Annotated in this window: 20 protein-coding genes; 14 read left to right on the forward strand and 6 right to left on the reverse strand. The window is 70.1% G+C overall.

Features of this window, described 5'->3' with window-relative positions:
• The first annotated feature begins 83 nt into the window (after nt 1-83).
• The 9 genes from ABZY89_RS15770 to ABZY89_RS15810 all read left to right on the forward strand — a co-directional run bounded on the left by ABZY89_RS15770 (nt 84) and on the right by ABZY89_RS15810 (nt 9,702).
• Nucleotides 84-1,226 (forward strand): ABC transporter ATP-binding protein, encoded by a 1,143-nt coding sequence (locus ABZY89_RS15770; RefSeq protein WP_355228609.1) that lies wholly within the window; start codon nt 84-86, stop codon nt 1,224-1,226.
• Nucleotides 1,223-2,431, forward strand: coding sequence for a spermidine/putrescine ABC transporter substrate-binding protein (locus tag ABZY89_RS15775; protein ID WP_355228611.1), 1,209 nt, complete (start codon nt 1,223-1,225; stop codon nt 2,429-2,431). Before ABZY89_RS15770 ends, ABZY89_RS15775 begins: the two co-directional genes overlap by 4 nt.
• On the forward strand, nt 2,424-3,356 hold the full coding sequence (locus ABZY89_RS15780) for an ABC transporter permease (RefSeq protein ID WP_355228613.1): 933 nt from the start codon (nt 2,424-2,426) through the stop codon (nt 3,354-3,356). Before ABZY89_RS15775 ends, ABZY89_RS15780 begins: the two co-directional genes overlap by 8 nt.
• Nucleotides 3,353-4,186 (forward strand): ABC transporter permease, encoded by an 834-nt coding sequence (locus ABZY89_RS15785; protein ID WP_355228615.1) that lies wholly within the window; start codon nt 3,353-3,355, stop codon nt 4,184-4,186. Before ABZY89_RS15780 ends, ABZY89_RS15785 begins: the two co-directional genes overlap by 4 nt.
• Entirely contained in the window at nt 4,186-5,829 is a 1,644-nt protein-coding gene (locus tag ABZY89_RS15790; RefSeq protein ID WP_355228617.1) for an amidohydrolase, read from the forward strand. Before ABZY89_RS15785 ends, ABZY89_RS15790 begins: the two co-directional genes overlap by 1 nt.
• Before the next feature lie 21 nt (nt 5,830-5,850).
• Nucleotides 5,851-6,099 (forward strand): zinc-ribbon domain-containing protein, encoded by a 249-nt coding sequence (locus tag ABZY89_RS15795; protein WP_355228619.1) that lies wholly within the window; start codon nt 5,851-5,853, stop codon nt 6,097-6,099.
• Between the two features lie 105 nt (nt 6,100-6,204).
• Nucleotides 6,205-7,161 carry an intradiol ring-cleavage dioxygenase gene (locus ABZY89_RS15800; protein ID WP_355228620.1) on the forward strand — a complete coding sequence of 319 codons (957 nt, stop codon included), beginning with the start codon at nt 6,205-6,207 and terminating at the stop codon, nt 7,159-7,161.
• A 98-nt stretch (nt 7,162-7,259) separates the two neighbouring features.
• Nucleotides 7,260-7,922 (forward strand): TetR/AcrR family transcriptional regulator, encoded by a 663-nt coding sequence (locus tag ABZY89_RS15805; RefSeq protein ID WP_355228621.1) that lies wholly within the window; start codon nt 7,260-7,262, stop codon nt 7,920-7,922.
• 82 nt (nt 7,923-8,004) lie between these two features.
• The gene (locus tag ABZY89_RS15810) at nt 8,005-9,702 is read left to right on the forward strand and encodes an NAD(P)/FAD-dependent oxidoreductase (protein ID WP_355228623.1); all 1,698 of its coding nucleotides are present in this window, start codon (nt 8,005-8,007) and stop codon (nt 9,700-9,702) included.
• Nucleotides 9,703-9,719: 17 nt separating this feature from the next.
• Here ABZY89_RS15810 and ABZY89_RS15815 read toward each other — a convergent pair whose 3' ends face one another.
• Entirely contained in the window at nt 9,720-11,261 is a 1,542-nt protein-coding gene (locus tag ABZY89_RS15815) for an AMP-binding protein (RefSeq protein ID WP_355228625.1), read from the reverse strand.
• A 104-nt stretch (nt 11,262-11,365) separates the two neighbouring features.
• On the opposite strand from ABZY89_RS15815, the gene ABZY89_RS15820 reads away from it, so the two are divergent.
• From ABZY89_RS15820 to ABZY89_RS15830, 3 genes are read left to right on the forward strand one after another with little or no spacing between them, the layout of a single operon-like run.
• Nucleotides 11,366-11,638 carry a hypothetical protein gene (locus ABZY89_RS15820; RefSeq protein WP_355228627.1) on the forward strand — a complete coding sequence of 91 codons (273 nt, stop codon included), beginning with the start codon at nt 11,366-11,368 and terminating at the stop codon, nt 11,636-11,638.
• 49 nt (nt 11,639-11,687) lie between these two features.
• Complete coding sequence (locus ABZY89_RS15825) at nt 11,688-13,094, forward strand: HAMP domain-containing sensor histidine kinase (protein WP_355228629.1); 1,407 nt, start codon at nt 11,688-11,690, stop codon at nt 13,092-13,094.
• On the forward strand, nt 13,079-13,744 hold the full coding sequence (locus ABZY89_RS15830) for a response regulator transcription factor (RefSeq protein ID WP_350666096.1): 666 nt from the start codon (nt 13,079-13,081) through the stop codon (nt 13,742-13,744). The genes ABZY89_RS15825 and ABZY89_RS15830 overlap by 16 nt, the downstream gene beginning before the upstream one ends.
• 69 nt (nt 13,745-13,813) lie before the next feature.
• On the opposite strand, the gene ABZY89_RS15835 is transcribed toward ABZY89_RS15830, so the two are convergent.
• Nucleotides 13,814-14,686 (reverse strand): serine/threonine-protein kinase, encoded by an 873-nt coding sequence (locus tag ABZY89_RS15835; protein WP_355228631.1) that lies wholly within the window; start codon nt 14,684-14,686, stop codon nt 13,814-13,816.
• 7 nt (nt 14,687-14,693) lie between these two features.
• Nucleotides 14,694-15,059, reverse strand: a complete 366-nt coding sequence (locus ABZY89_RS15840) for a hypothetical protein (RefSeq protein ID WP_355228633.1) — start codon at nt 15,057-15,059, stop codon at nt 14,694-14,696.
• 165 nt (nt 15,060-15,224) lie between these two features.
• Here ABZY89_RS15840 and ABZY89_RS15845 point away from each other — a divergent pair, with 165 nt between their 5' ends.
• Both ABZY89_RS15845 and ABZY89_RS15850 read left to right on the forward strand, forming a co-directional pair.
• Nucleotides 15,225-15,659 (forward strand): hypothetical protein, encoded by a 435-nt coding sequence (locus tag ABZY89_RS15845; protein WP_355228635.1) that lies wholly within the window; start codon nt 15,225-15,227, stop codon nt 15,657-15,659.
• 43 nt (nt 15,660-15,702) lie between these two features.
• Nucleotides 15,703-16,785, forward strand: coding sequence for a Vms1/Ankzf1 family peptidyl-tRNA hydrolase (locus ABZY89_RS15850; RefSeq protein ID WP_355228636.1), 1,083 nt, complete (start codon nt 15,703-15,705; stop codon nt 16,783-16,785).
• Between the two features lie 17 nt (nt 16,786-16,802).
• Here the strand turns inward: ABZY89_RS15850 and ABZY89_RS15855 are convergent, their stop codons facing one another.
• The 3 genes from ABZY89_RS15855 to ABZY89_RS15865 are packed head-to-tail and all read right to left on the reverse strand — an operon-like array spanning nt 16,803 to nt 20,515.
• Nucleotides 16,803-17,732 carry a lysophospholipid acyltransferase family protein gene (locus ABZY89_RS15855; RefSeq protein WP_355228637.1) on the reverse strand — a complete coding sequence of 310 codons (930 nt, stop codon included), beginning with the start codon at nt 17,730-17,732 and terminating at the stop codon, nt 16,803-16,805.
• The gene (locus tag ABZY89_RS15860; protein ID WP_355228639.1) at nt 17,729-19,309 is read right to left on the reverse strand and encodes a lactate racemase domain-containing protein; all 1,581 of its coding nucleotides are present in this window, start codon (nt 19,307-19,309) and stop codon (nt 17,729-17,731) included. Before ABZY89_RS15860 ends, ABZY89_RS15855 begins: the two co-directional genes overlap by 4 nt.
• Before the next feature lie 15 nt (nt 19,310-19,324).
• Nucleotides 19,325-20,515, reverse strand: coding sequence for a zinc-binding dehydrogenase (locus ABZY89_RS15865; protein ID WP_355228641.1), 1,191 nt, complete (start codon nt 20,513-20,515; stop codon nt 19,325-19,327).
• Nucleotides 20,516-20,522: the final 7 nt, after the last annotated feature.

Raw genomic sequence — 20,522 nt, forward strand, 5'->3', positions numbered from 1 at the left:
CGTTCTTTTACAACTGATTCCGTACTTTTCCCCGGATCCTGTGGTGGAATGCAGCGCTAAGTGAACAATCGACTGGAGCAGCGATGACCACGACAGCTACCCCGGACCAACCCTCCGGCTCGGTAACCATCACCGGCCTGACCAAGACCTATGGCCAGGCCACGGCGGTCGACGGCCTGGACCTGGAGATCCGGGCCGGCGAGTTCATCTCGCTGCTCGGCCCTTCGGGCTGCGGCAAGACCACGACGCTACGCATGATCGCCGGGTTCGAGAAGCCCGACTCCGGCAGCATCATCATCGGCGGCAAGGACGTGGTCAGGCTCGCGCCCTACCAGCGCGACGTGAACACGGTCTTCCAGGCGTACGCGCTGTTTCCGCACAAGTCCGTCGCGGAGAACGTCGCCTACGGCCTGCAGCAGCGCAAGACACCCAGGGCGGAGGTCCGCGAGCGGGTCGTCGAGGCGCTGCGGATGGTGCGCATGCTCGACTTCGCCGACCGCGGACCGGCCCAGCTCTCCGGCGGCCAGCAGCAGCGGGTGGCACTCGCCCGGGCGCTGGTCAACCGCCCTGGCGTCCTCCTCCTCGACGAGCCGCTGGGCGCCCTGGACCGCCAACTGCGCGAGGAGATGCAGCTCGAGCTCAAGCTCCTCCAGTCCCGCCTCGGGATCACCTTCGTCTTCGTCACCCACGACCAGCACGAGGCGCTCGCGATGAGCGACCGGATCGCGATCATGCGCGCCGGGCGGATCGAGCAGCTCGCCGACGCCGAGACCGTCTACAACCAGCCCGCCAGCGCGTACGTCGCCGGCTTCGTCGGGCAGCAGAACTTCCTGCGCGGCGAGGTCAGCGCCGACGGCACCACCGTCGAGACCCCCTTCGTGGTGATCGAGGGTCCCGCGAAGCCCGACGGGAAGCCCGGCGAGGCCCACCAGGCGGCGATCCGGCCCGAGATGATCTCGATCGAGCCCCGGGCCGAGTCCGGGACGGTGACGGCGGGCCTCAACTCCGTCTCCGGCGAGGTCCTCCAGGTCTCCCCCCTCGGCGAGGTGATCCAGTACCTCGTCAAGGTCACCGATGGGCTCAGCCTGCTGATCCGCCGCCCCACCCACGGCGCCGCCCGGCTCTCCCCCGGCGACCCGGTCCTCTGCGGCTGGGCCGCCGAGGACGTACGTCTCTTCCCCCTCGACACTCCGCTCGACCCGTCCACCGCTAGGAGCCCACAGTGAACAAGCCTGTCAACAAGAGTGGCAACGTACGCATCCTGGCCAGCCATGCCGGCGCGCGAGCGATCCGCCAAGAGCTCTCGCGGCGCCACTTCCTGAGCCTGGCCGCTCTCGCCGGTGCCGGCGTCGCGCTGAGCGCCTGTGGCTCGGACGGCGGTGGCGGGGCGTCCAGCGCGGTCGAGCCCGGCGGCGGCGCGACCGGCGGGCCGGTGGAGAAGTCGCTGTCGATCTACACCTGGGGCGACTACGACGCCCCCGAGGTGATCGACGCCTTCAGCAAGACCGGCCCGAAGGTGACCCTCGACTCCTACGGCTCCAACGAGGAGCTGATCTCGAAGCTGGTCGCGGCCGAGGGCACCAGCGGCTACGACATCGTCGTGCCGACCGGGGTCTACATCCCGCAGCTGATCGAGAACGAGATCATCGTCCCGCTCAACAAGGACCTGATCCCCAACATGGCCAAGGTGGACCCGCAGTTCCTCGGCCAGGACTGGGACCCGGAGAACGAGTACTCGGTGTGCAAGTGCTGGGGCACCACCGGGTTCGTCTACGACACCACCGTGATCAAGCGCGATCTGGCGACGTGGGACGACTTCATCGACGCGATGCAGAACGAGGCCTCGGGCAAGACCTCGCTGCTCGACGACCCGCAGGGTGTCGCGGGCCTCTACTTCTGGGCCAACGACATCGACTGGAACACCGAGGACATGGCCGACTACGACGCCTACGAGGCCGAGGCGGTCGAGAAGTGGGCACCGCACATCGCCGGCTTCGACTCCTACCCGGCCACCGGCGCGATGCAGCAGAACACCTTCGCGCTGATGCAGAACTGGAACGGCGACTCCCGCCTCGGGATCCTCGAGCACAAGCAGCCCGACCGCTGGAAGTGGGTCCTGCCCGGCCCGACGACCGAGCTGTGGATGGACAACTGGTGCATCGCGGCCGGTGCGCCCCACCCCGAGGCCGCGCACGCGTTCCTCGACTACGTGCTTGAGCCGGAGAACTCGTTCCTGGAGATGGACTACATCGGCTACAACACCGGCGCGCTGGGCATCGAGGAGATGGCCGCCGAGCGCGGTGTCGAGCTGCCCGAGATGATCTTCTTCACCGACGAGCAGCTCGCCACCATGAAGAACGGCGCCGTCAACGAGGCTCAGGACCGGCGTACGGAGGTCTACGACAAGCTGAAGGCCGCCGCCAGTGCGTAAGCATCTCCCCGGTTTCGTCCTCGCCGTCCCCGCGTGGCTGTGGCTGACGGTCTTCTTCGTGGTGCCGTTCCTGCAGATCGCCTGGTTCAGCTTCGGGGAGAAGCCCGGGATGTTCGGCACCCACAGCAACGCGGTGATGTCGCTGGACCGCTACGCCGAGGCGTTCAGCCCGACCTTCTTCACGATCTTCCGGGCGACGCTGTGGATGAGCGTGCTCGGCACCGTCGCCTGTCTGCTGATCGCGCTGCCGGCGGCGTACTTCATGGCGGTGAAGGTCCCCGCACACCGCCGCGGGCTGCTGGTCGCCCTGGTGATGGTCCCCTACTGGACCTCGTTCCTGATCCGGACGATCGGCTGGAAGGTGATCCTGTCGTCGGAGGGCGCCCTGGCCGGGTTCCTGACCGACGTCGGCCTGGTCGCGGACCCGCACGACCTGCTCAACACCCGCGGCGCGGTGCTGCTCGGGCTGATCTACAACTATCTGCCGCTGATGATCCTGCCGATGTACGTCGCCTTCGACCGCGTCGACAGCGCCCTCGGTGAGGCGTCCAAGGATCTCGGCGCCGACCGGATTCGGACGTTCTTCCAGGTCACCCTGCCGTTGGCGCGGCCCGGGATCATCGCCGGCATCGTCCTGGTCTTCATCCCGATGATGGGCGACTACGTCACCCCGGCGGTCCTCGGCGGCGCGAAGGGCACGATGGTCGGCTCCCTGATCGCCAGCCAGTTCCTGACCGCGCAGAACTGGGCGCTGGGCTCGGCCATGGCGGTCGTCCTCATCCTGCTCACCATGCTCATCGTCGTCCTGGCCATCACGCTGATGTGGGCCGTGGGATGGCTCCTGCACAGGCGCAGCAAGCTGGTCATCGGAACCGTCCCGCCTCCGGACACGAGGCTGCACACCAAGGAGGTGGTGACGGCATGAGCAGACCCTCCGGCACCAATCTCGCGCTCGGCGCGTGGACCACGCTCGTCTTCCTCTTCCTGTTCGCCCCGATCATCGTGATCGGCATCTACTCCTTCAACGGCGGCCGACTGCTCACGGCCTGGGACGGCTTCAGCCTGGAGCCGTTCACCGCGATCATCGAGCGCCCGACCGTACGCCACACCGTCGCCGTCTCGCTGCAGACCGCCGTGGTCGCCGCCCTCCTGGCGAGCGTGCTCGGCACCCTGGCCGGGATGGCGATGGCTCGGTTCCCGGGCCGCTGGGCAGGCCCGTTCACGCTGCTGTTGCTGCTGGTCTCGGTGACGCCCGAGATCGTCGACGGCATCGCGCTGCTCCCCTGGTTCGTGACGCTCGGGCAGGACTGGTCGCTGCTGCCGTTCAACAACGGCTACGTACGCCTCGTGGTCGGCCACTCGCTCTTCGCGACAGCGGTCGTCACCTACATCGTCCGGGCCCGCCTGGTCGGTCTGGACGCGTCGCTGGAGGAGGCCTCGGCGGACCTCTATGCGCGGCCGGTGGCGACGTTCTTCAAGGTCACGATCCCGCTCGTCGGGCCGGCGGTGCTCGCTGGTGGGCTGCTGGCCTTCACGCTGAGCCTCGACAACACGGTGATCTCCTCGTTCATCAACGTCTCCGGCACGACCTCATGGCCGGTCTACGTGCTCTCCTCGGTCCGCTCCGGTCTCAAGCCCGAGATCGCCGCGGTCTCCACGATCCTGCTGGTCCTCACGCTCCTGGTCCTCGGCCTGGTGGCGCTCGTGCTCAAGCGCTCGGGCTCCTCGGTCACCGACACCATGGCCGTCAACTGATGGGCGGTGACGCCCTCCCGGCGGACCTGCTGCTGCGCGGTGGTCGCGTGCTGCGCGAGGGCCGCTGGGAGGATACGGCTCTCGCCGTCCGGGACGGGCGGATCGTGGCCATCGGCGATGAGCTCGACGCTCTGGCCGGCCCTGAGACGGTGGTCGAGGAGCTCGACGGCCGGTGGGTCCTGCCCGCCTTCCACGACTCCCACGTGCACCCGATCCAGGCCGGGCTGGAGATGAACCAGTGCGACCTGACCGGTCTCTCGACCCTCGAGGGCTACCTGGACGCCATCGGGTCCTACGCCGCGGCCGACCCGGGGCGTGCGTGGGTCACCGGCGGTGGCTGGTCGATGGACTCCTTCCCGGGCGGGGTGCCGAGCGCCGAGCCCCTCGACCGGCTCCTTCCCGACCGGCCGGTCTTCCTGCCCAACCGCGACCACCACTCCGCCTGGGTGAACAGCCGCGCGCTCGAGCTCGCCGGCATCGATGCCAGCACGCCCGATCCCGCCGACGGGCGCATCGAGCGCGACTCCGCCGGCCGGCCCACCGGTGCGCTGCACGAGGGTGCGATGGCGCTGGTCGGCTCGCTGGTCCCCGCCCCGACCCCACGCGACCTGACCGAGGCGCTGCTCACCGCACAGCGTCACCTCCACTCCGTCGGCATCGTCGGCTGGCAGGACGCGCTGGTCGGCGCCGGCCTCGGCATGCCGGACTCGCTGCCGACCTACCTCGCGGCGCGCGACTCCGGAGCGCTCACCGCGAAGGTCGTCCTCGCCCAGTGGTGGGACCGCGACCGCGGCCTGGAGCAGCTGCCCGAGCTGATCTCGCGCCGCGCCCTTGCGGCTCAGGCCGGGCTGGACGCGGCCAGCGTGAAGCTGATGCAGGACGGCGTCTGCGAGACGCACACGGCCGCCATGCTCGACCCCTACCTCGACTCCCACGGCCATCTCACCGACAACCGTGGGCTCTCCTTCATCCCGGCCGAGGCACTGGCGACGTACGTCGCGGCGCTGGACGCCAACGGGTTCCAGGCGCACATCCACGCGCTCGGGGACCGCGCGGTCCGCGACAGCCTGGACGCGATCGAGCACGCGCGGGCGCTCAACGGGGCCAGCGGTCTGCGCCACCATCTGGCCCACGTCCAGGTCGTCGACGCGGCCGACGTCCCGCGGTTCGCCGAGCTCGAGGTCACCGCCAACATCCAGCCGCTGTGGGCGTGCCGGGACGAGGCGGTGGAGGTGCTGACCCTGCCGTTCCTGGCACCGGCCGCGCGCAAGCAGCAGTACGTGTTCGGGTCGCTGCTGCGTACGGGTGCCCGGATCGCGTGCGGCAGCGACTGGCCCGTCTCCGACCCGGCGCCGCTGCTCGGCATGCACGTCGCCGTCAACCGCCGCTCCCCCGACCAGCCCGCCGACGCCGTCCCGCTGCTGCCCGAGGAGGCGCTGACGGTCGCCGAGGCCCTCGCCGGCTACACCACCGGCACCGCCTACCTGAACCGTCTCGAGGGGTCCACGGGCCGGATCGAGACCGGGTACGCGGCCGACCTGGTCGTCGTCGACCACGACATCCTCGGCGAGGACACGACCGTGCTCGGCCGGACCCGGGTGACGAACACCTACGTCGACGGTCGCGAGGTCCATCGGCGCTGAGCGCGTGCAAGACTCGTCGGCATGATCATCTTCGGGCTCAAGACCTACACGCGACTGCTGGCCACGCTCTCGCTGGTCTGCCCCCACTGCCGCCAGCAGGCAGCCCAGCGCCTGTTCGAGGTCGTCAACAAGTTCACGCTCTTCTTCATCCCGCTCTTCCCCGTCAGCAAGTCGCGCCGGATGGACTGCACCTACTGCGGCTACGCCTCGAAGCTGTCCAAGGAGCAGGCGGACCAGCTCCAGTCCGCCCCGCGTCCGAGCCTCGGCTGATCCTCCGCGGCTTTCACAGGGACCCCACAGCCGGGGCAGGAGGTCCTCACGGATCCGGACGTCAGAGTCAGGTCAACGCATCAGACAGACGTCAAGGAGAACCGAATGAGCCGCGTACCCGAACCCGAGAACACCTCTGAAGGCCCCGCCTATGAGGGCCGCCTGCTGGCCCGCCCCGAGGAGGAGGTGGTCGACCAGGGTGTCGGCTTCGACATCTCGACGCTGCTGACCCGCCGCCGGGTCCTCGGGCTCGTCGGGGTCGGTGTCGGGGCGGCCGCCCTGGCCGCCTGCGGGGCGAGCTCGTCCGGCTCCTCCAGCACCTCCACGGGCGGCTCCGCCGCCAACACCTCCACGACCGCCGACGGCGAGATCCCGCAGGAGACCAACGGCCCCTACCCGGCCGACGGGACCAACGGCACCAACGTGCTGACCGAGTCCGGGATCGTACGCAGCGACATCACCTCCAGCCTCGACGGCGGCACCACGGTCGACGGTGTGCCGCTCGAGTTCACCTTCACGGTGACCGACATGGCCAACGACAACGTGCCCTTCGAGGGAGTCGCGGTCTACCTGTGGCAGTGCGACGCGCAGGGCCTCTACTCGATGTACTCCGAGGGTGTCGAGGACGAGACGTACCTCCGCGGTGTCCAGGTCGCCGACGCGAACGGCCAGGTGACCTTCAAGACGATCGTCCCGGGCTGCTACGACGGCCGCTGGACGCACATGCACTTCGAGGTCTACCCCGACGCCGACTCCGCCACGACCGGCGAGAACGCTATCGCGACCTCGCAGGTCGCCTTCCCGGAGAAGATGCTGAACAAGGTCTACCAGGACGACGCCTACGAGGGCTCGGCCGAGAACCTGACCAAGGTAAGCCTCGAGAACGACAACGTCTTCAGCGACGGCTACGACCTCGAGATGGGCACGTTCACCGGCAGCCCGAGCGCCGGCTACCAGGGCTCGCTCGCCGTCGCCGTCGACACCACCACCGAGGCCTCGATGGGCGGCGCGCCCGGTGGCGGCGGCGAGGGCGGCGCTCCGCCCGAGCCCCCGACCGAGTAACTCGTCCAGACGATCCCCGCCGAGTCGGCGCTACTGTCCCAGGCTCGCGTGACACCCACACCCGGGTGGCCACGCGGCCTGCGCCCTACCCTGATCGGGTGAACGACGCCCAGAAGCCGAAGGATCCGGCCGGCGACGCCGCGGCCCGCGGGACGCGTCGACGGGAGCGAACCCGCGCCCGGGTGATCGACGCCGCCGAGCAGTTGTTGTCGCGGCACGCCCCTGAGGAGATCCGGGTCGATGACGTCGCCGCCCTGGCGGGGATCTCTCCGGCCTCGGTCTATGTGCACTTCGGCACCAAGGACGGGCTGATGGCAGCCGTCACCGAGCGAGTGCTGACGGTGGCCACCGAGACCCTCCGCTCGGCCTACGCGGCGCGGACGACACCGCTCGAGCGCTTCGCCGGCGTCGGGTCGGCCTACCTGAAGCTGCTGCTGGAGCACCCGACGGTTGTGAAGTACCTGATGGTCACCGGCGAACGAGGCCCCCGGTCGGCGGTGGAGGACCAGGTCGTCGAGCGGTTCAGCGAGCTGCGGGGCGAGTTCGAGCAGAGCATCCGCGATGCGGTGGACTCCGGCGCGATCCGGAAGGTGGATCCGGAGCTGTTGTCCTACTTCCTCTTCGGATCCTGGAACGGGGTGGCCGCGCTGGCATTGCGCCGGGACGCATTGGCGCTGGAGCCCGAGCGCGTCGAGCTGGCCGTGATCGAAGCCGGCCTGGTCTTGCTCGAGGGTCTGATCCAGGCTCCGCCTCCGGCCTGACGGACAGCGGGTCTTGGCGGAACGGGTCGAAACGAGTTAACTGGAGTCCGACTCCAAATAACTGCTCCGAAAGCGACCGGTGATGACGCAGACTGCGACACCCCCCACTCCGGGCCACGAGGTCTACGTCGACACCTGGGACGCTGTGGTGGTGGGCGCCGGGCCGGGCGGCCTCACCTGCGGGGCCTACCTCGCAGCCAACGGCAAGCGGGTCCTGGTGCTCGAGGCCAACCAGGTCGTCGGCGGCAGCACCCAGGTCTTCCGTCGCGCAGGCAACAAGTTCGAGTTCGACGTCGGCACCCACTACGTCGGCGAGTGCGGCCCCGGCGGCCGGATGCAGACCGCGCTGTCCGGCCTCGCGCTGACCGAGCGGATCAAGTGGCTGCGCCAGCGACCCGAGGGCCACTGCCAGGTGATGATCCCTGGCACCACCTTCCAGACGCCGACCGGCTGGGACACGTACCTCGACCGGCTCATCGCGGCCTTCCCCAGCGAGGAGGCCGGGCTGCGCCGCTGCGTACGGATCATGCGGATCATCTCCGCCGGGGAGCAGCCGCGGCTGCACTTCTACCACCTGCTGCGCTGGGGTATCCGGCCGATCACGAAGCTGATGGACGCCTGCGGACTGAGCGCCGACGCGCAGGCCGTGATCCTCGCAGAGAACGGCGACTACACCTGGCCGCCCTACCGCACGCCCACCGCCATGCACGCCGGCTTCCTCCACCACTACCTCCAGGCCGGCGCCTACTACCCGCGCGGCGGCGGGCAGGTCATCGGCGCCCACCTCACCGACGTGATCAGCACGCACGGTGGCCGGGTGCGCACCAAGGCCCGCGTCGAGAGGATCCTCATCGAGGACGGACGGGCGGTCGGCGTACGCCTGGCCGACGGCGAGGAGATCCGCGCCGAGGTCGTCGTCTCCGCCGCGGACTTCAAGAAGACCTGGGCCGACCTGGTCGGCGACGAGCACCTGACCCGCCGCCTGCGGCGCCGGCTCAAGGACCTCGAGATGACGCTGCCGATGTTCGCGGTCTACGTCGCCCTCGACGTCGACCTGCGCGAACGCGGCACACCGCCGTTGGCGTGGGTGTGGCCCACCAACGACGTCGACGGCTACTACCGCGAGGTCGAGGCGGGCCGCTGTCCCGAGCAGATGCCCGTCGGGATCAGCTGCCCCACCGCCAAGGACCCCGAGGGTACGCACTCGGCGCCGGCGGGGTACTCCACGCTCGAGCTGGTCAGCTGGGCGCCGAAGGATCGCGAGTTCTGGAACGTCTCCGAGGACCCCGCCGACGGAGCGTCGTACGGCCGTGACGAGCGCTACCTCCAGCTCAAGGAGCAGCTCACCCAGCGGGTGCTCGACACCGCCGAGCTGATGATCCCGGACATCCGCGAGCGGATGGTCTTCTGCGAGGCCTCCACGCCGATCACCCAGGAGCGCTTCACGTCGACCAGCGACGGCTCCTGCTACGGCATCGCGCCGCTGATCAAGAACCTCGGCCCCTTCCGGCCGCGGGTCACCACCCACATCCCCGGGCTGTTCCTCACCGGCGGCAGCACCGAGCACATGTTCGGCATCAACGCCACGATCTGGGGCGGCATGGGCACCGCCGGTGCCGTGCTCGGTCGCGACCTCGTTACCGAGGTACGCGACGGCGCGGTCTTCGTGGACGAGGCCGACCTGACCCCGATCACCGACGACTTCGACCCGCTCCTGGCCTCGAAGCCGGGCTCGGTGATCCGTCGGGCCGCCCGACGTCGCCCCAGGGCGACGGCCTGAGCGACCCCCCAGATCCTCTAGTTGACCTTGCGCTCGCGGTCGCCCCAGTAGGGCTCGCGGAGCTTGAACTTCTGCAGCTTGCCGGTGGCCGTACGCGCCAGGGAGTCGCGGAACTCGACGACCGTCGGCGCCTTGTAGCCCGCGGCTCGTTCCTTGCTCCAGGCGATCAGCTCCTCCTGGGTCGCTTCCGCGCCCTCGGCGAGGACGACGAGGGCCAGGATGGTCTCACCCCACTTCTCGCTGGGGATGCCGATGACGGCGACCTCGGCGACAGAAGGGTGCAGGAAGAGCACGTCCTCCACCTCCGCGCTCGAGACGTTCTCGCCGCCGGTGATGATGACGTCCTTGATGCGGTCGGAGATGGTGAGGTAGCCGTCGTCGCCGAGGCTGCCGCCGTCGCCGGTGTGGAACCAGCCGTCGGCCAGCGCCTTCTCGGTCTCCTCCGGCTTCTCCCAGTAGCCCTCGAGCACGACGTTGGAGCGGGCCAGGACCTCCTTGTCGGGCGAGATGTCGAGGCTCACCCCGATCGCGGGCGCGCCGGCGCGGGTCAGCTTCGCGGCGCGCTCCATCGGGTCGAGATCGTCCCACTCGGCGCGGGTGCGGTTGATGGTCAGCAGCGGGGAGGTCTCGGTGAGGCCGTAGATCTGGATGAACTCCCAGCCGAGCTCCTCCTGGACGCGGACGACCGTCTTCGTGGGCGGCGGCGCACCGGCCATGATGATCCGGACCCTGTCCCGTCCGGGGATCTCGCCCTCGGTGGCCTGCCACTGCGGGAGCGCGTCGAGCACGGCGGCCGCCACCGCGGGGGCGGCGCACATGTAGGTGACTCCGTGGTCGCGTACGCGGCGCAGGATCTCCATCCCGTCGACCTTGCGCAGCACGATGTGCTTGATGCCGAGCCCGGTCGCCGCGAACGGCATCCCCCAGCCGTTGGCGTGGAACATCGGCAGCGTGTGCAGGTAGACGTCGCGGTCGTTGCAGCCCGCGTGCAGCGCGAAGGTCAGCGCGTTGGTCCAGATGTTGCGGTGGGTGATCTGGACGCCCTTGGGCCGGGCAGTGGTGCCGGAGGTGTAGTTGATCGCCGCGGTCGCGTTCTCGTCCGGCTCCCAAGCCTTGGGCTCGACACCCTCCGCGGCGTAGAGGTTGGCGTCGTCTCCGAGCACGAACCGATGCTTCGCGGTCACGTCCTTCAGCGCCTCGTCGACCTCGGGGTCGACCCAGAGCACCGAGGCACCGGACTGCTCCACGATGTAGGAGACCTCGTCGGGGCGGAGGCGGAAGTTGACGGGCACCAAGATGCGGCCGTAGCCGGAGACGCCGTAGAACGCGGTCAGCAGTCGCGCCGAGTTGTGGGAGACGATCGCGACCCGTTCCCCCACCCCGATGCCGAGCTCGTCGAGCCTCGCCGCCATCCGCTTCGCGAGCGACTTCATCTCGGCGTACGTCACCTCCCCGAGGGAGGCCGCCGGCTGGTCGGGCTCGTCGATGATGCCCACCCGCTCGCCGTAGACGGATGCGGCACGGTCGATGAAGTCGTTGACGCTGAACGGGACGAACACGGGCGTTACCTCCAGGTGCAAGTGGTGACCCGGATCACTGTATCGATGAGAGGTCTCTCATGGACCCCCACATCGGACAGGTGGTCAGGCACTATCGGAGGGTCATGTCCCGCACCCTGAAACTCGTCCTCCCCCTGGTCGTCCTGGTGGCGGTCGGCGTCTACCTCGCCGGCTCCTTCGCCGGAGCCTCCGACAACGACCCGCCGCCGCGCGAGCCCGTCGTGCTGCCCTCGGAGTCAGTCTCGCCCTCCTCGCCCGGATCTCCGGGATCCTCCTCGAGCACGGATCCCTCGGGTGTCCCGGTCGTCACCCCTGGTCCCGTCGACGATGATGATGACGACGACGATGACCGCGACGACCGCCATGACGACGACTGACCCTCAGCCACCCGGGGCCACACCGCCTCCGCGGCGCCGGGGGCTGTCCGTGCGCGCCCGGATCACCGCCTCGGTCGCTCTGCTGGTCACCCTCGCCCTGGCCGGCGCCGGGCTCATCGTCTACGCGGTCGAGCTCAGCCGGGTCGACGCCGCGACCACACGCGAGATGGAGCAGGAGCTCGACGAGTTCTCCAGGCTGCGCACCGAGGGCATCGACCCCGAGACCAGGGCGCCGTACGACGTGGAGGGCCTGCTGCGGACGTTCCTGAGCCGCAACGTGCCCGACGACGACGAGCTCCTCGTCGCCTGGGTCGACGGCCGGCCACGTGCGCAGTTCCCCGAGGACCCGCTGGTCACCTCGCCACGGTTCCACAGCGCCGTACGCGACGTGGTCCGCGACGGTGGGACGACCTATCTCGACACCGCGGACGGCGAGGTACGCATCACCAGCCAGCCGGTGCGGCAGGACAACGCCCGGGGCACCACCGAGGGCGCCCTGCTGGTCGTCTCCTACCTCGACGAGGACCGTGCCGAGCTGCGCAGCACGATGCGCACCTACACGATCGTGGCCGCCCTCCTCGCTCTGCTCGTCACCGTGGTCGCGGCCTGGCAGTCCGGACGGCTGCTGGCCCCGCTGACCAGGCTCCGGCAGGCGACCGGAGCGGTCAACGCCAGCGACCTCTCCGCCCGGCTGCCCGAGTCGGGCAACGACGACATCTCGGCCCTGACCAGGAACTTCAACGACATGTTGGCCCGTCTGGAGCAGGCGTTCACCGACCAGCGCCAGTTCCTCGACGACGCCGGCCACGAGCTGCGTACGCCGCTGACGATCATCGGCGGCCACCTCGAGCTCCTCGACGAGTCCGACCCGGCCGAGGTCGAGCAGACCCGGCGGCTGGCGCTCGACGAGGTCGACCGGATGAGCCGTCTGGTCGGCGACCTGATCCTGCTGGCCAAGCACGACCGGCCCGACTTCCTCACCCTCGAGCAGGTCGACGTCGACACCCTCACCGAGGACATCCTGGCCAAGGCCAGCGCCCTCGCCGACCGCGACTGGCACCTCGACGCGGCGACTCCCGGCACCTGGCGCCTGGACCCGCAGCGGGTCACCCAGGCGATGCTGCAGCTGTGCGACAACGCCGCCGGACACACCGCGCCCGGCGACCGGATCGCGGTCGGCTCGGCGACCGTCGACGGCACCCTGCGACTCTGGGTGCGCGACACCGGACCGGGAGTGCCCGCCGAGGACCGGGACCGGATCTTCGAGCGGTTCGCGCGCGGCGCCGAGACCGGATCCGGCGACCGGCCGGGACTCGGGCTCGGCCTCGCCATCGTCTCCGCCATCGCCACCGCCCACGGTGGCACCGTGGGCGTCGAGGACGCGACACCCTCCGGCGCCCACTTCACGATCACCCTGCCCGCACGCACCGAAGGAGAGGCATGGCCCGCATCCTGATCGTCGAGGACGAGGACCGCATCGCGGCCTTCCTCGCCAAGGGCCTGAGCGCCGACGGCCACCAGGTCAGCACCGTCGCCGACGGCCTCGAAGGGCTCGAGGAGGCGCTCAGCGGCGCCTTCGACCTGATGGTGCTCGACATCGGTCTCCCGACCATCGACGGCTTCGAAGTGCTCGACCAGCTGCGTGCCCAAGGGTCCCGGATGCCGGTCGTGGTGCTGACCGCCCGCGACTCGGTGCACGACACCGTCTCCGCGCTCGAGGGCGGAGCCGACGACTACCTGGCCAAGCCCTTCCGCTTCGCTGAGCTGCGGGCCCGGATCAACGTACGCCTGCGGCAGCAGGACAACACCGACGCCGAGGTGGGCGAGCTCCGCTCCGGCTCGGTGGGCCTGGACCTGCGTACGCGGCGGCTGCGGGTTGACGGTCGCGAGAGCGACCTCTCAGCGCGTGAGTTCGCGCTCGCGGAGGTGCTGCTGCGGCATCCGGGGCAGGTCCTCTCCCGCGCGCAGCTGCTCGACCTGGCCTGGGGCATGGACTTCGACCCGGGCTCCAACGTCGTCGACGTCTACGTCGGCTACCTGCGCAAGAAGCTGGGCTCGGCCCGGGTCGAGACCGTACGCGGCATGGGCTACCGCTTCCAGCCCTGATCTCGACGCCAGGAACGGCTGAGGGCCCGGCGAGTGCCGGGCCCTCAGCTGCAGGGGATGGGAAAAGGGTCAGTGGATCCGCAGGCCGCCCAGCGAGGCCCGCGGAAGGCGCTCGAGCGCGGGCGAGACAGCCTCGGCGATCTCCGCCGGGGCCGGCCGGTCACCGGCGGCCGGGGCGAGGCACGCCTCGATGACCTTGACGACCTCGGGCGGCGTCCGCCTGGGGAGGTCGCCGGGCCCGGAGACGAGCTGCGGGTAGCGCTCGGTGCGGTCCGCGGCCGACGGGTCGCCATGGGGGAACGGCCGCTCGCCGGTGACGGCGTGGAAGAGGGTCGCGCCCAGGGCCCACACGTCGCTGGCCGGGCCGACCTCGCCGCGCTCGCCGGGCAGGCACTGCTCGGGCGCCATGTAGGCGTCGGTGCCGATCTCGTGGCGCAGCGCGGCGGCCGCGGGGACAGGCCGGGCCACGGAGAGGTCGATGAGCCGGGCCGGCGAGCCCATGATCAGGTTGCTCGGCTTGACGTCGAGGTGCACCCAGCCGGAGCGCCGCAGGTAGTGCAGCGCCGAGGCGAGGTCGAGCGCCAGCGGCAGGTACTGCTGCTCCGGGAGGCGCCCGTGACGGCGGATCAGCGTCGAGAGCCGGGGGCCCTCGACGTGCTCCATCACGACGTACGGGCGCTCGCCGTCGAGGTCCTCGCGCAGGCCGCGGACGAGGACCGGATGACGCAGCTGCGTCAGTGCGTCGGTCTCGCGCCGCAGCGCGTTGCGGCTGGTCTCGCTCTCGATCAGGTTCGGTCGCAGGACCTTGGCGACGACCGGCCCGTAGGTGATCTCGTCGAAGGCCAGGAAGGCCTCGTACGACGAGCCGCCCCCGAGCAGCCGCATCGCGGTCAGCTCGGGGGTGATCGCGTCACCCTGGACCAGGCCCCAGGTGTCGGTCATCTTCGACTCAGCCCTGGGTCCGGTCGTTGGTGTTGTCGTCCGTGTCGTTCTTGGTGTTGTCGTTCTTGGTGTTGTCGTCCTTGGTGTTGTTGTCCTTGGTCTGGTCGTCGCGGGTGACCTTGTCGCGGGTGTTGTCCCGGGTGTTGTCCTTGGTCGCCCGGGTCACGCCGGTGCCGTTGGTCGCGGTGTCGTTGCCGGCGGCGTCGCGGGTGACGTCGTCGGCGTCGTTGTCGTCGTCATCGTCGACGGTGTTCACCTGGGTGTTGGACTTCTCCTCACGCTTGGCATAGCCGTCGTCATCGACAGCGGCAGCGCTCTGGTAGCTGAACACAGCGGCCGCGACCACGCCGACCAGGCCGGTACCGAGGATCATCGGAAGCTTCTTCATCATTCGTCCCTTCAGGTTCTGCCCCGGGTGTTCCCGGCGCCATGCAAGAACCATCTCGACCCGCGGTGAGGTGATCGTGAGATGACCATGAGAGCTCTCTCATCCGCGAGCCGGTTCGGGTCCTGGGGCCGGTGGTGATAGGAACGTCCCGTGCAAAGCAGCGAGCGGCGCGAGATCGCGATCAAGGTCGGTGTGCTGCTGCTGGTCGGGGTGCTGATCTCGGTGGCCGGCTACGGCTACTCCCGCTCGCGCTTCCGCGAGCACGCCACCGAGCAGTCCGAGACGGCCGCCAGCCGGTTCGCGCGGACCACGAGCTGGACCACGGTCGAGGCGAAGCCGGAGCTGGTGGCGCAGTGGGCGAAGGCCTGCCCCTCGGTACAGACCCCGCCCACCGAGAAGACGGCCGACGCGCGCGGCCACCTGGAGAAGGTACGCATCACCTCCACCGACCTCACCAAGACGGGCGCCACGGTCGAACTGACCCCCGACGGCGGCCGGTCCGTGTTCACCCTCGTGGTCACCCGCTCCGGCGAGGGCAAGGACGAGGAGTGGCACGTCACCGAGGTCACCTGCAAGGCCAGTTGATCGAGCGCGTGTCACATCCCCTGCCGGTGGGTACCACACCGATATGGACACTGCTGGATTCACCAACCTGTTGACCCGACCCGGGCCGTACGCCACCGTGCTGGCCGATGTCAGCCAGGACTCGGAGAACGCGGCCCACGCCAAGGAGCTGCGGGTGCGCGCCGCCTGTGAGGAGCTCTCCGCCCAGGGCGCTCCCCCGGGCGTCGTCGCCCAGGTCTCCGACCGCTTGGAGGCGAACGTACGCCAGCCGGCCCCGCTCGCACGGGTCGTCGTCGCGACGCCCGAGGGGATCGCCTACGACGAGGTCGCCGTTGCCGCGGTCCCCCACCCGGTCGCGACCTGGGACATGCTGCCCGACCTCGGCTCCTGGATCGCTGCGCGCGAGACGTCGATGCCGTTCGTGCTGGTCCTGGCCGACCACACCGGTGGCGAGATCTCGCTGTGGGACTCGGGACTGCCGCAGCCCACGAGCACGACCACCGTGGAGGGCGACGAGCTCGAGCACGTCCATAAGGTCCACGACAACGTCGGGTGGGCGGCGTTCCGCATGCAGCAGACCACCGACAACGTCTGGCGTCACAACGCCGACAAGGTCGCCGAGGAGGTGACCAGGCTGGTCCGCGACCACGGCCACGAGCTCGTGCTCGTCGGCGGCGACCCGACCACGGTGGGCAGACTGCGCGAGAAGCTCGCCGGCCAACCTGTCGAGGTCGTCGAGCTGGCGAGCGGACAGCGTGCCGAGGACGGCGGCGGCCAGGCCCGCGACGACGCGATCCGTAGCGCTCTGATGGACCTTGTCGTACGCCATCGCACGGCACTGGTCCGGCGGCTCGAGGAAGCCTGGGGCAGGGGCGAACGCGCGGCCACCGGTGTACGCGACGTCGCCGACGCCTTCGTCACCGGCCGCGTCGAGACCCTGCTGATCGACCCCGGCGCGCTGGCCGGCCGCATGCTCGACCCGGCGGATCATCCCGGCCTCACCTTCGGAGAGGCCCCGGTCTCCGGCCCGGTCGAGGCCGGCGAGGCGCTCATCGCCGCCGCGGTCCTGACCGACGCGGAGGTGTACGTCCTGCCCGCCAGCCTGCTCGGCGACGCCCCTGTGGCAGCGCTGCTCCGCTGGGCCTGACCGGGCTCAGCAACACATCAGCGGCGCCATGCCCTGATCCGGTCCGGCTCGGGGTCGGGTGACTCCGTGGCCGCCCAGACCTTGCGCCACTCGGCGATCTCCTCGCCGGCGGGGTCGGGCGTGCCCTCCTCGGCAGCGCGGCGCATCGAGGCGTACCAGTCCGTGGCGTCCTCATCCAGCAGTCTCGCCACCGCCGTCCGGATCCGGGGCGCGAACTCACGGATCGACTCGCCCTCAGCCGGACGGAGCGGCTCCCCGAAGCGTACGGTCAGCTGGCGGCGGCCCCCGGCCTTGTCCTTGCCGGGCCAGTTCACCCCGCGCGGCATCGCCGCGTAGGTGCCGCGGTGGGCGATCGGGACGACGGGGACGCCGTACTCGATGGCCAGGTAGGCGGCGCCCGACCGGAACCGGCCGACGGTGCCGTCCTTGGACCGGGTGCCCTCGGGGAAGACGACCAGCGACCAGCCGTCGGCGAGCACCTCACCGGGCGCGTTCGCGAGCGCGCCCCCGCGACGGTCGATGGGCAGCGTGTTGAAGACCAGCGAGGAGCCCACCGCCCGCCACCAGGTGTCGAAGAAGTAGTCCGCCGCGGCCGCCACCGCCGTACGCCGCCGCCACTGGTCCGGAAGGCTCAGCAGGATCAGCGGAGTGTCCAGGTGGGACGCGTGGTTGGCCACGAAGATCACCGGCCCGTCGAGCCTCTCGAGCACGTCCAGCCCCTCGACCTGGGTCTTCACCTGGGACCGGAAGACCGCCTCGAGACCGGCCTGCGCGACCTCCCGGACCACTCGCGCGGCCGGCTTGCGCGACCACTCGTTGTCGAAGACCGTCGTCGTCGCCGGCGGCACGAACGGCTCCGCCGACCGCGGCACCTGCGCCCGGTGACCCCACCGCCAGCCTCGCTGGAAGAGCCGTACGTCGCGGGCGGTCTCCTTCCAGAAACTCATCGGACGTCCGCCAGGAGGTGCGGAGGGTTGCGGAGGTAGGTGATCGACGGGGACGGGCCGACCGTCGAGCTCGCCATCTCGAGCGCGTCCCGCAGGGTCGACGCCGACCGGAAGCCCATCCGCGCGGCGGCCTTGGGGTTGCCGCCGACCCAGATGACGTCGCCGAGGTGGTCGAGGGCGTGCGCGATCCAGTACCACATGTAGAACGGGTGGACGCCGTGATAGGCGTTCGAGGTGCGGTAGAGGTGGACGTACCAGGGGTCCGTGGCGAACTGCTCTTCGAACTTCGGCCCGATCAGCGCCGGGTCGTTCGTGTCGGCCAGCACCTCCTCGTAGAAGTCGACGTAGGAGGGGTGCGTGAGGGTGTTGAAGCCCTCGTCGAGCGGGTGGTAGAGGATCGCGACGCCGCCCTCGCGCACGACCGGCTGGCGCAGGTAGGAGTTGAAGTAGTAGCCCAGCCCCATGCAGGCGGCCAGGATCGGGTTCATGGTCGAGTTGACGTTGTAGGGGCCGAGATAGGGCACGCCCATCACCATCACGTCGGACTGCCCCTCGACCTTGACCCGCTGCTGCTGGTGGACGCGCTGCACGGTCAGCTCGTGCACCGGCTCCACCGCGCCGGCGGTGATCCCGGTCAGCCCGTAGTTGGACCGCAGGTCGTGGAACATCTTGTGGCGCATCTTCTGCGGCGCGACCGCCAGCCCGCGGCGCAGGCCGAGCACCGTCGCCTGGTCGCGCAGCGACCACTCCCACTCGCGCTTGAGCAGGGTGTCGTACGGCTTCCCGAACACCTCGTTGTCGAGCGTCGTCTCGATCTGGAAGACCTTGACGTGCTCGCCGATCAGCCGGCCCATCCGCCAGGCCGAGGAGTGCATCTCGGAGTGCTTGTGGTCCATGAACGAGCGCGAGTGCACCATCGTCTTGGCGTTGTGATGGTGCTTGATCGACTTGTAGGAGGCCAGCCCGATGCCGACCGACTTGTGGCCGCCGTCCATCGCGACGAGGTTGACGTTGACGTAGATCAGCAGGTCGGAGGTGGCCGCCCGCTTGTTGATCTCGACGTCCTCGCCCTTCTCGGTGACGCCCATGTGCTCGAGGTTGGCGCGGTCCTCGGCGTCGTGGTTGTAGAGCAGCCCCTGCGGCGCGAAGCTGCGGAAGACGCGCTCGCCGACGATGTGCTTCATCTCGGCGTCGGTCATCCGGCGGTGCAGGGCCAGCGCGGCGATGATCTCGACGTCGTCGACGCCCTTCTCGGCCGCGATCGTGAGCACCTGCTCGATGATCCTGCCGCGGATGTCCGGCGCCTTCATGGTTGGCAGCGGCAGCGAGAGGTCGTCGAAGGCGATCGTCAGCCGCATCCCCGGGAACATCAGCTCCCGCAGAGGCTCGGAGTCGACCGGGTTCTCCAGCGACTCCCGGATCGCCGCGTCCACGTCCGGCACCGTCGGCAGCGACTCGGGCGGGTAGACCACCCGCGTGCCCTGCGGGAACTCCTCGAGCCGGAACCCGAGCCCCTCGTGGACGAGCAGGGGCGGCGTACGGTCGTCGACCTCCAGCACGAAACCTGGTCGTGTCATCGTGTCTCTCCTTCTTCAGGACGTACGTCTGGGGTCGAACGCCACCTTGACAGTGCCGAGCCGACCGGCTGAGTGGGCATGGTCGAGGGCCTCGCGCCAGCGGTGGAGCGGGTAGGGCGCGACGGTCTTGGCCAGGCGGCACATGGCGTCGTGGCCGACCAGGTCGAGGGCGGTGGCGAAGTCGCCGGAGCCGCGCGAGGAGGCGTACGTCCCGACCACCTCGAGCTCCCGGAACCAGGCCGCGGACAGATCGGCGGAGGCGGGCATCCCGGAGAGCACCACGCGTCCACCCGCGCGAGTGGCGTGCAGGCAGGTCTGCAGCGACTCCTTCGAGCCGACCGCGTCGACGGTCACGTCCACGCCGCCGAGCAGGTAGGGCGAGGAGAGCATCTCCGGCTCGAGCATGAAGGCGCTGGTCGCACGCCTGATCCTGCGCAGCGTCTCCGACGGAGCGACGACCTCGGTGGCACCGAACTCGAGCGCCAGCTCGCGCTGATGAGCATGCTTGGCGACGACCAGGATCTCGCCGGCGTCGGTGAGCTCGCGCAGGGCCAGCGTGGCCAGCAGTCCGACCGCCCCGGCACCCGAGACGAGCACGCGGTCACCGGGCTTGACCGCGGCTCTTCGCGCGGTGTGGACCGCGCAGGCGACCGGCTCGGCGAGCAGCGCCTGCTCGTCGGAGTAGCCCTCCGGCACCACGTGGAGCTGGGAGCGGTGCACCGAGAGCTGCTGCGACCAGCCGCCGCCGGTGTCGTGGCAGAACCCGGTCTGCAACCCGGAGGAGATGTCGCCGACGGTGATCCGGGAGCAGCGGTTGGTCTCGCCGCGCGCACACGCCTCGCACGGCTCCAGCCCGCGCGCCGCGCAGGTCAGGACCGGGTCGACGACCACGCGGGTCCCGGCCGCCAGGTCGCCGCAGGGGTCGAGCAGCTCGCCCACGATCTCGTGGCCGGGCACGAACGGCAGGCTCACCAGCGGCTGGAAGTAGAGGCTCGTCTTCCCCGACAGCATCCCCAGGTCGGAGCCGCAGATGCCGGACAGGGAGACCCGCAGCCGCGCCCATCCGTCGTGCTCGACCCTCGGTGGGTCGAGCGTCACCATCCGCAGCGGCGCCGCCGCCCCGGTCAGCAGCAGCGGCAGCCGGCCGCCGGCGACCTTCCCCAGTGCCGTCTTGGCGACGCTGCGGTACATCTCGAGCGCGAGCATTCAGCCC

The sequence above is a fragment of the Nocardioides sp. NPDC006303 genome (genome assembly GCF_040613175.1).
In the GTDB taxonomy this organism is placed as follows: domain Bacteria; phylum Actinomycetota; class Actinomycetes; order Propionibacteriales; family Nocardioidaceae; genus Nocardioides.

Excerpts from the sequence above, each read along its gene's own strand:
- ABZY89_RS15770 (WP_355228609.1), top strand. The coding sequence starts at position 84 with ATGACCACGACAGCTACCCCGGACCAACCCTCCGGCTCGGTAACCATC.
- ABZY89_RS15785 (WP_355228615.1), top strand. The coding sequence starts at position 3,353 with ATGAGCAGACCCTCCGGCACCAATCTCGCGCTCGGCGCGTGGACCACG.
- ABZY89_RS15790 (WP_355228617.1), top strand. The coding sequence starts at position 4,186 with ATGGGCGGTGACGCCCTCCCGGCGGACCTGCTGCTGCGCGGTGGTCGC.
- ABZY89_RS15795 (WP_355228619.1), top strand. The coding sequence starts at position 5,851 with ATGATCATCTTCGGGCTCAAGACCTACACGCGACTGCTGGCCACGCTC.
- ABZY89_RS15800 (WP_355228620.1), top strand. The coding sequence starts at position 6,205 with ATGAGCCGCGTACCCGAACCCGAGAACACCTCTGAAGGCCCCGCCTAT.
- ABZY89_RS15810 (WP_355228623.1), top strand. The coding sequence starts at position 8,005 with ATGACGCAGACTGCGACACCCCCCACTCCGGGCCACGAGGTCTACGTC.
- ABZY89_RS15820 (WP_355228627.1), top strand. The coding sequence starts at position 11,366 with ATGTCCCGCACCCTGAAACTCGTCCTCCCCCTGGTCGTCCTGGTGGCG.
- ABZY89_RS15830 (WP_350666096.1), top strand. The coding sequence starts at position 13,079 with ATGGCCCGCATCCTGATCGTCGAGGACGAGGACCGCATCGCGGCCTTC.
- ABZY89_RS15835 (WP_355228631.1), bottom strand. The coding sequence starts at position 14,686 with ATGACCGACACCTGGGGCCTGGTCCAGGGTGACGCGATCACCCCCGAG.
- ABZY89_RS15840 (WP_355228633.1), bottom strand. The coding sequence starts at position 15,059 with ATGATCCTCGGTACCGGCCTGGTCGGCGTGGTCGCGGCCGCTGTGTTC.
- ABZY89_RS15850 (WP_355228636.1), top strand. The coding sequence starts at position 15,703 with ATGGACACTGCTGGATTCACCAACCTGTTGACCCGACCCGGGCCGTAC.
- ABZY89_RS15855 (WP_355228637.1), bottom strand. The coding sequence starts at position 17,732 with ATGAGTTTCTGGAAGGAGACCGCCCGCGACGTACGGCTCTTCCAGCGA.
- ABZY89_RS15860 (WP_355228639.1), bottom strand. The coding sequence starts at position 19,309 with ATGACACGACCAGGTTTCGTGCTGGAGGTCGACGACCGTACGCCGCCC.
- ABZY89_RS15865 (WP_355228641.1), bottom strand. The coding sequence starts at position 20,515 with ATGCTCGCGCTCGAGATGTACCGCAGCGTCGCCAAGACGGCACTGGGG.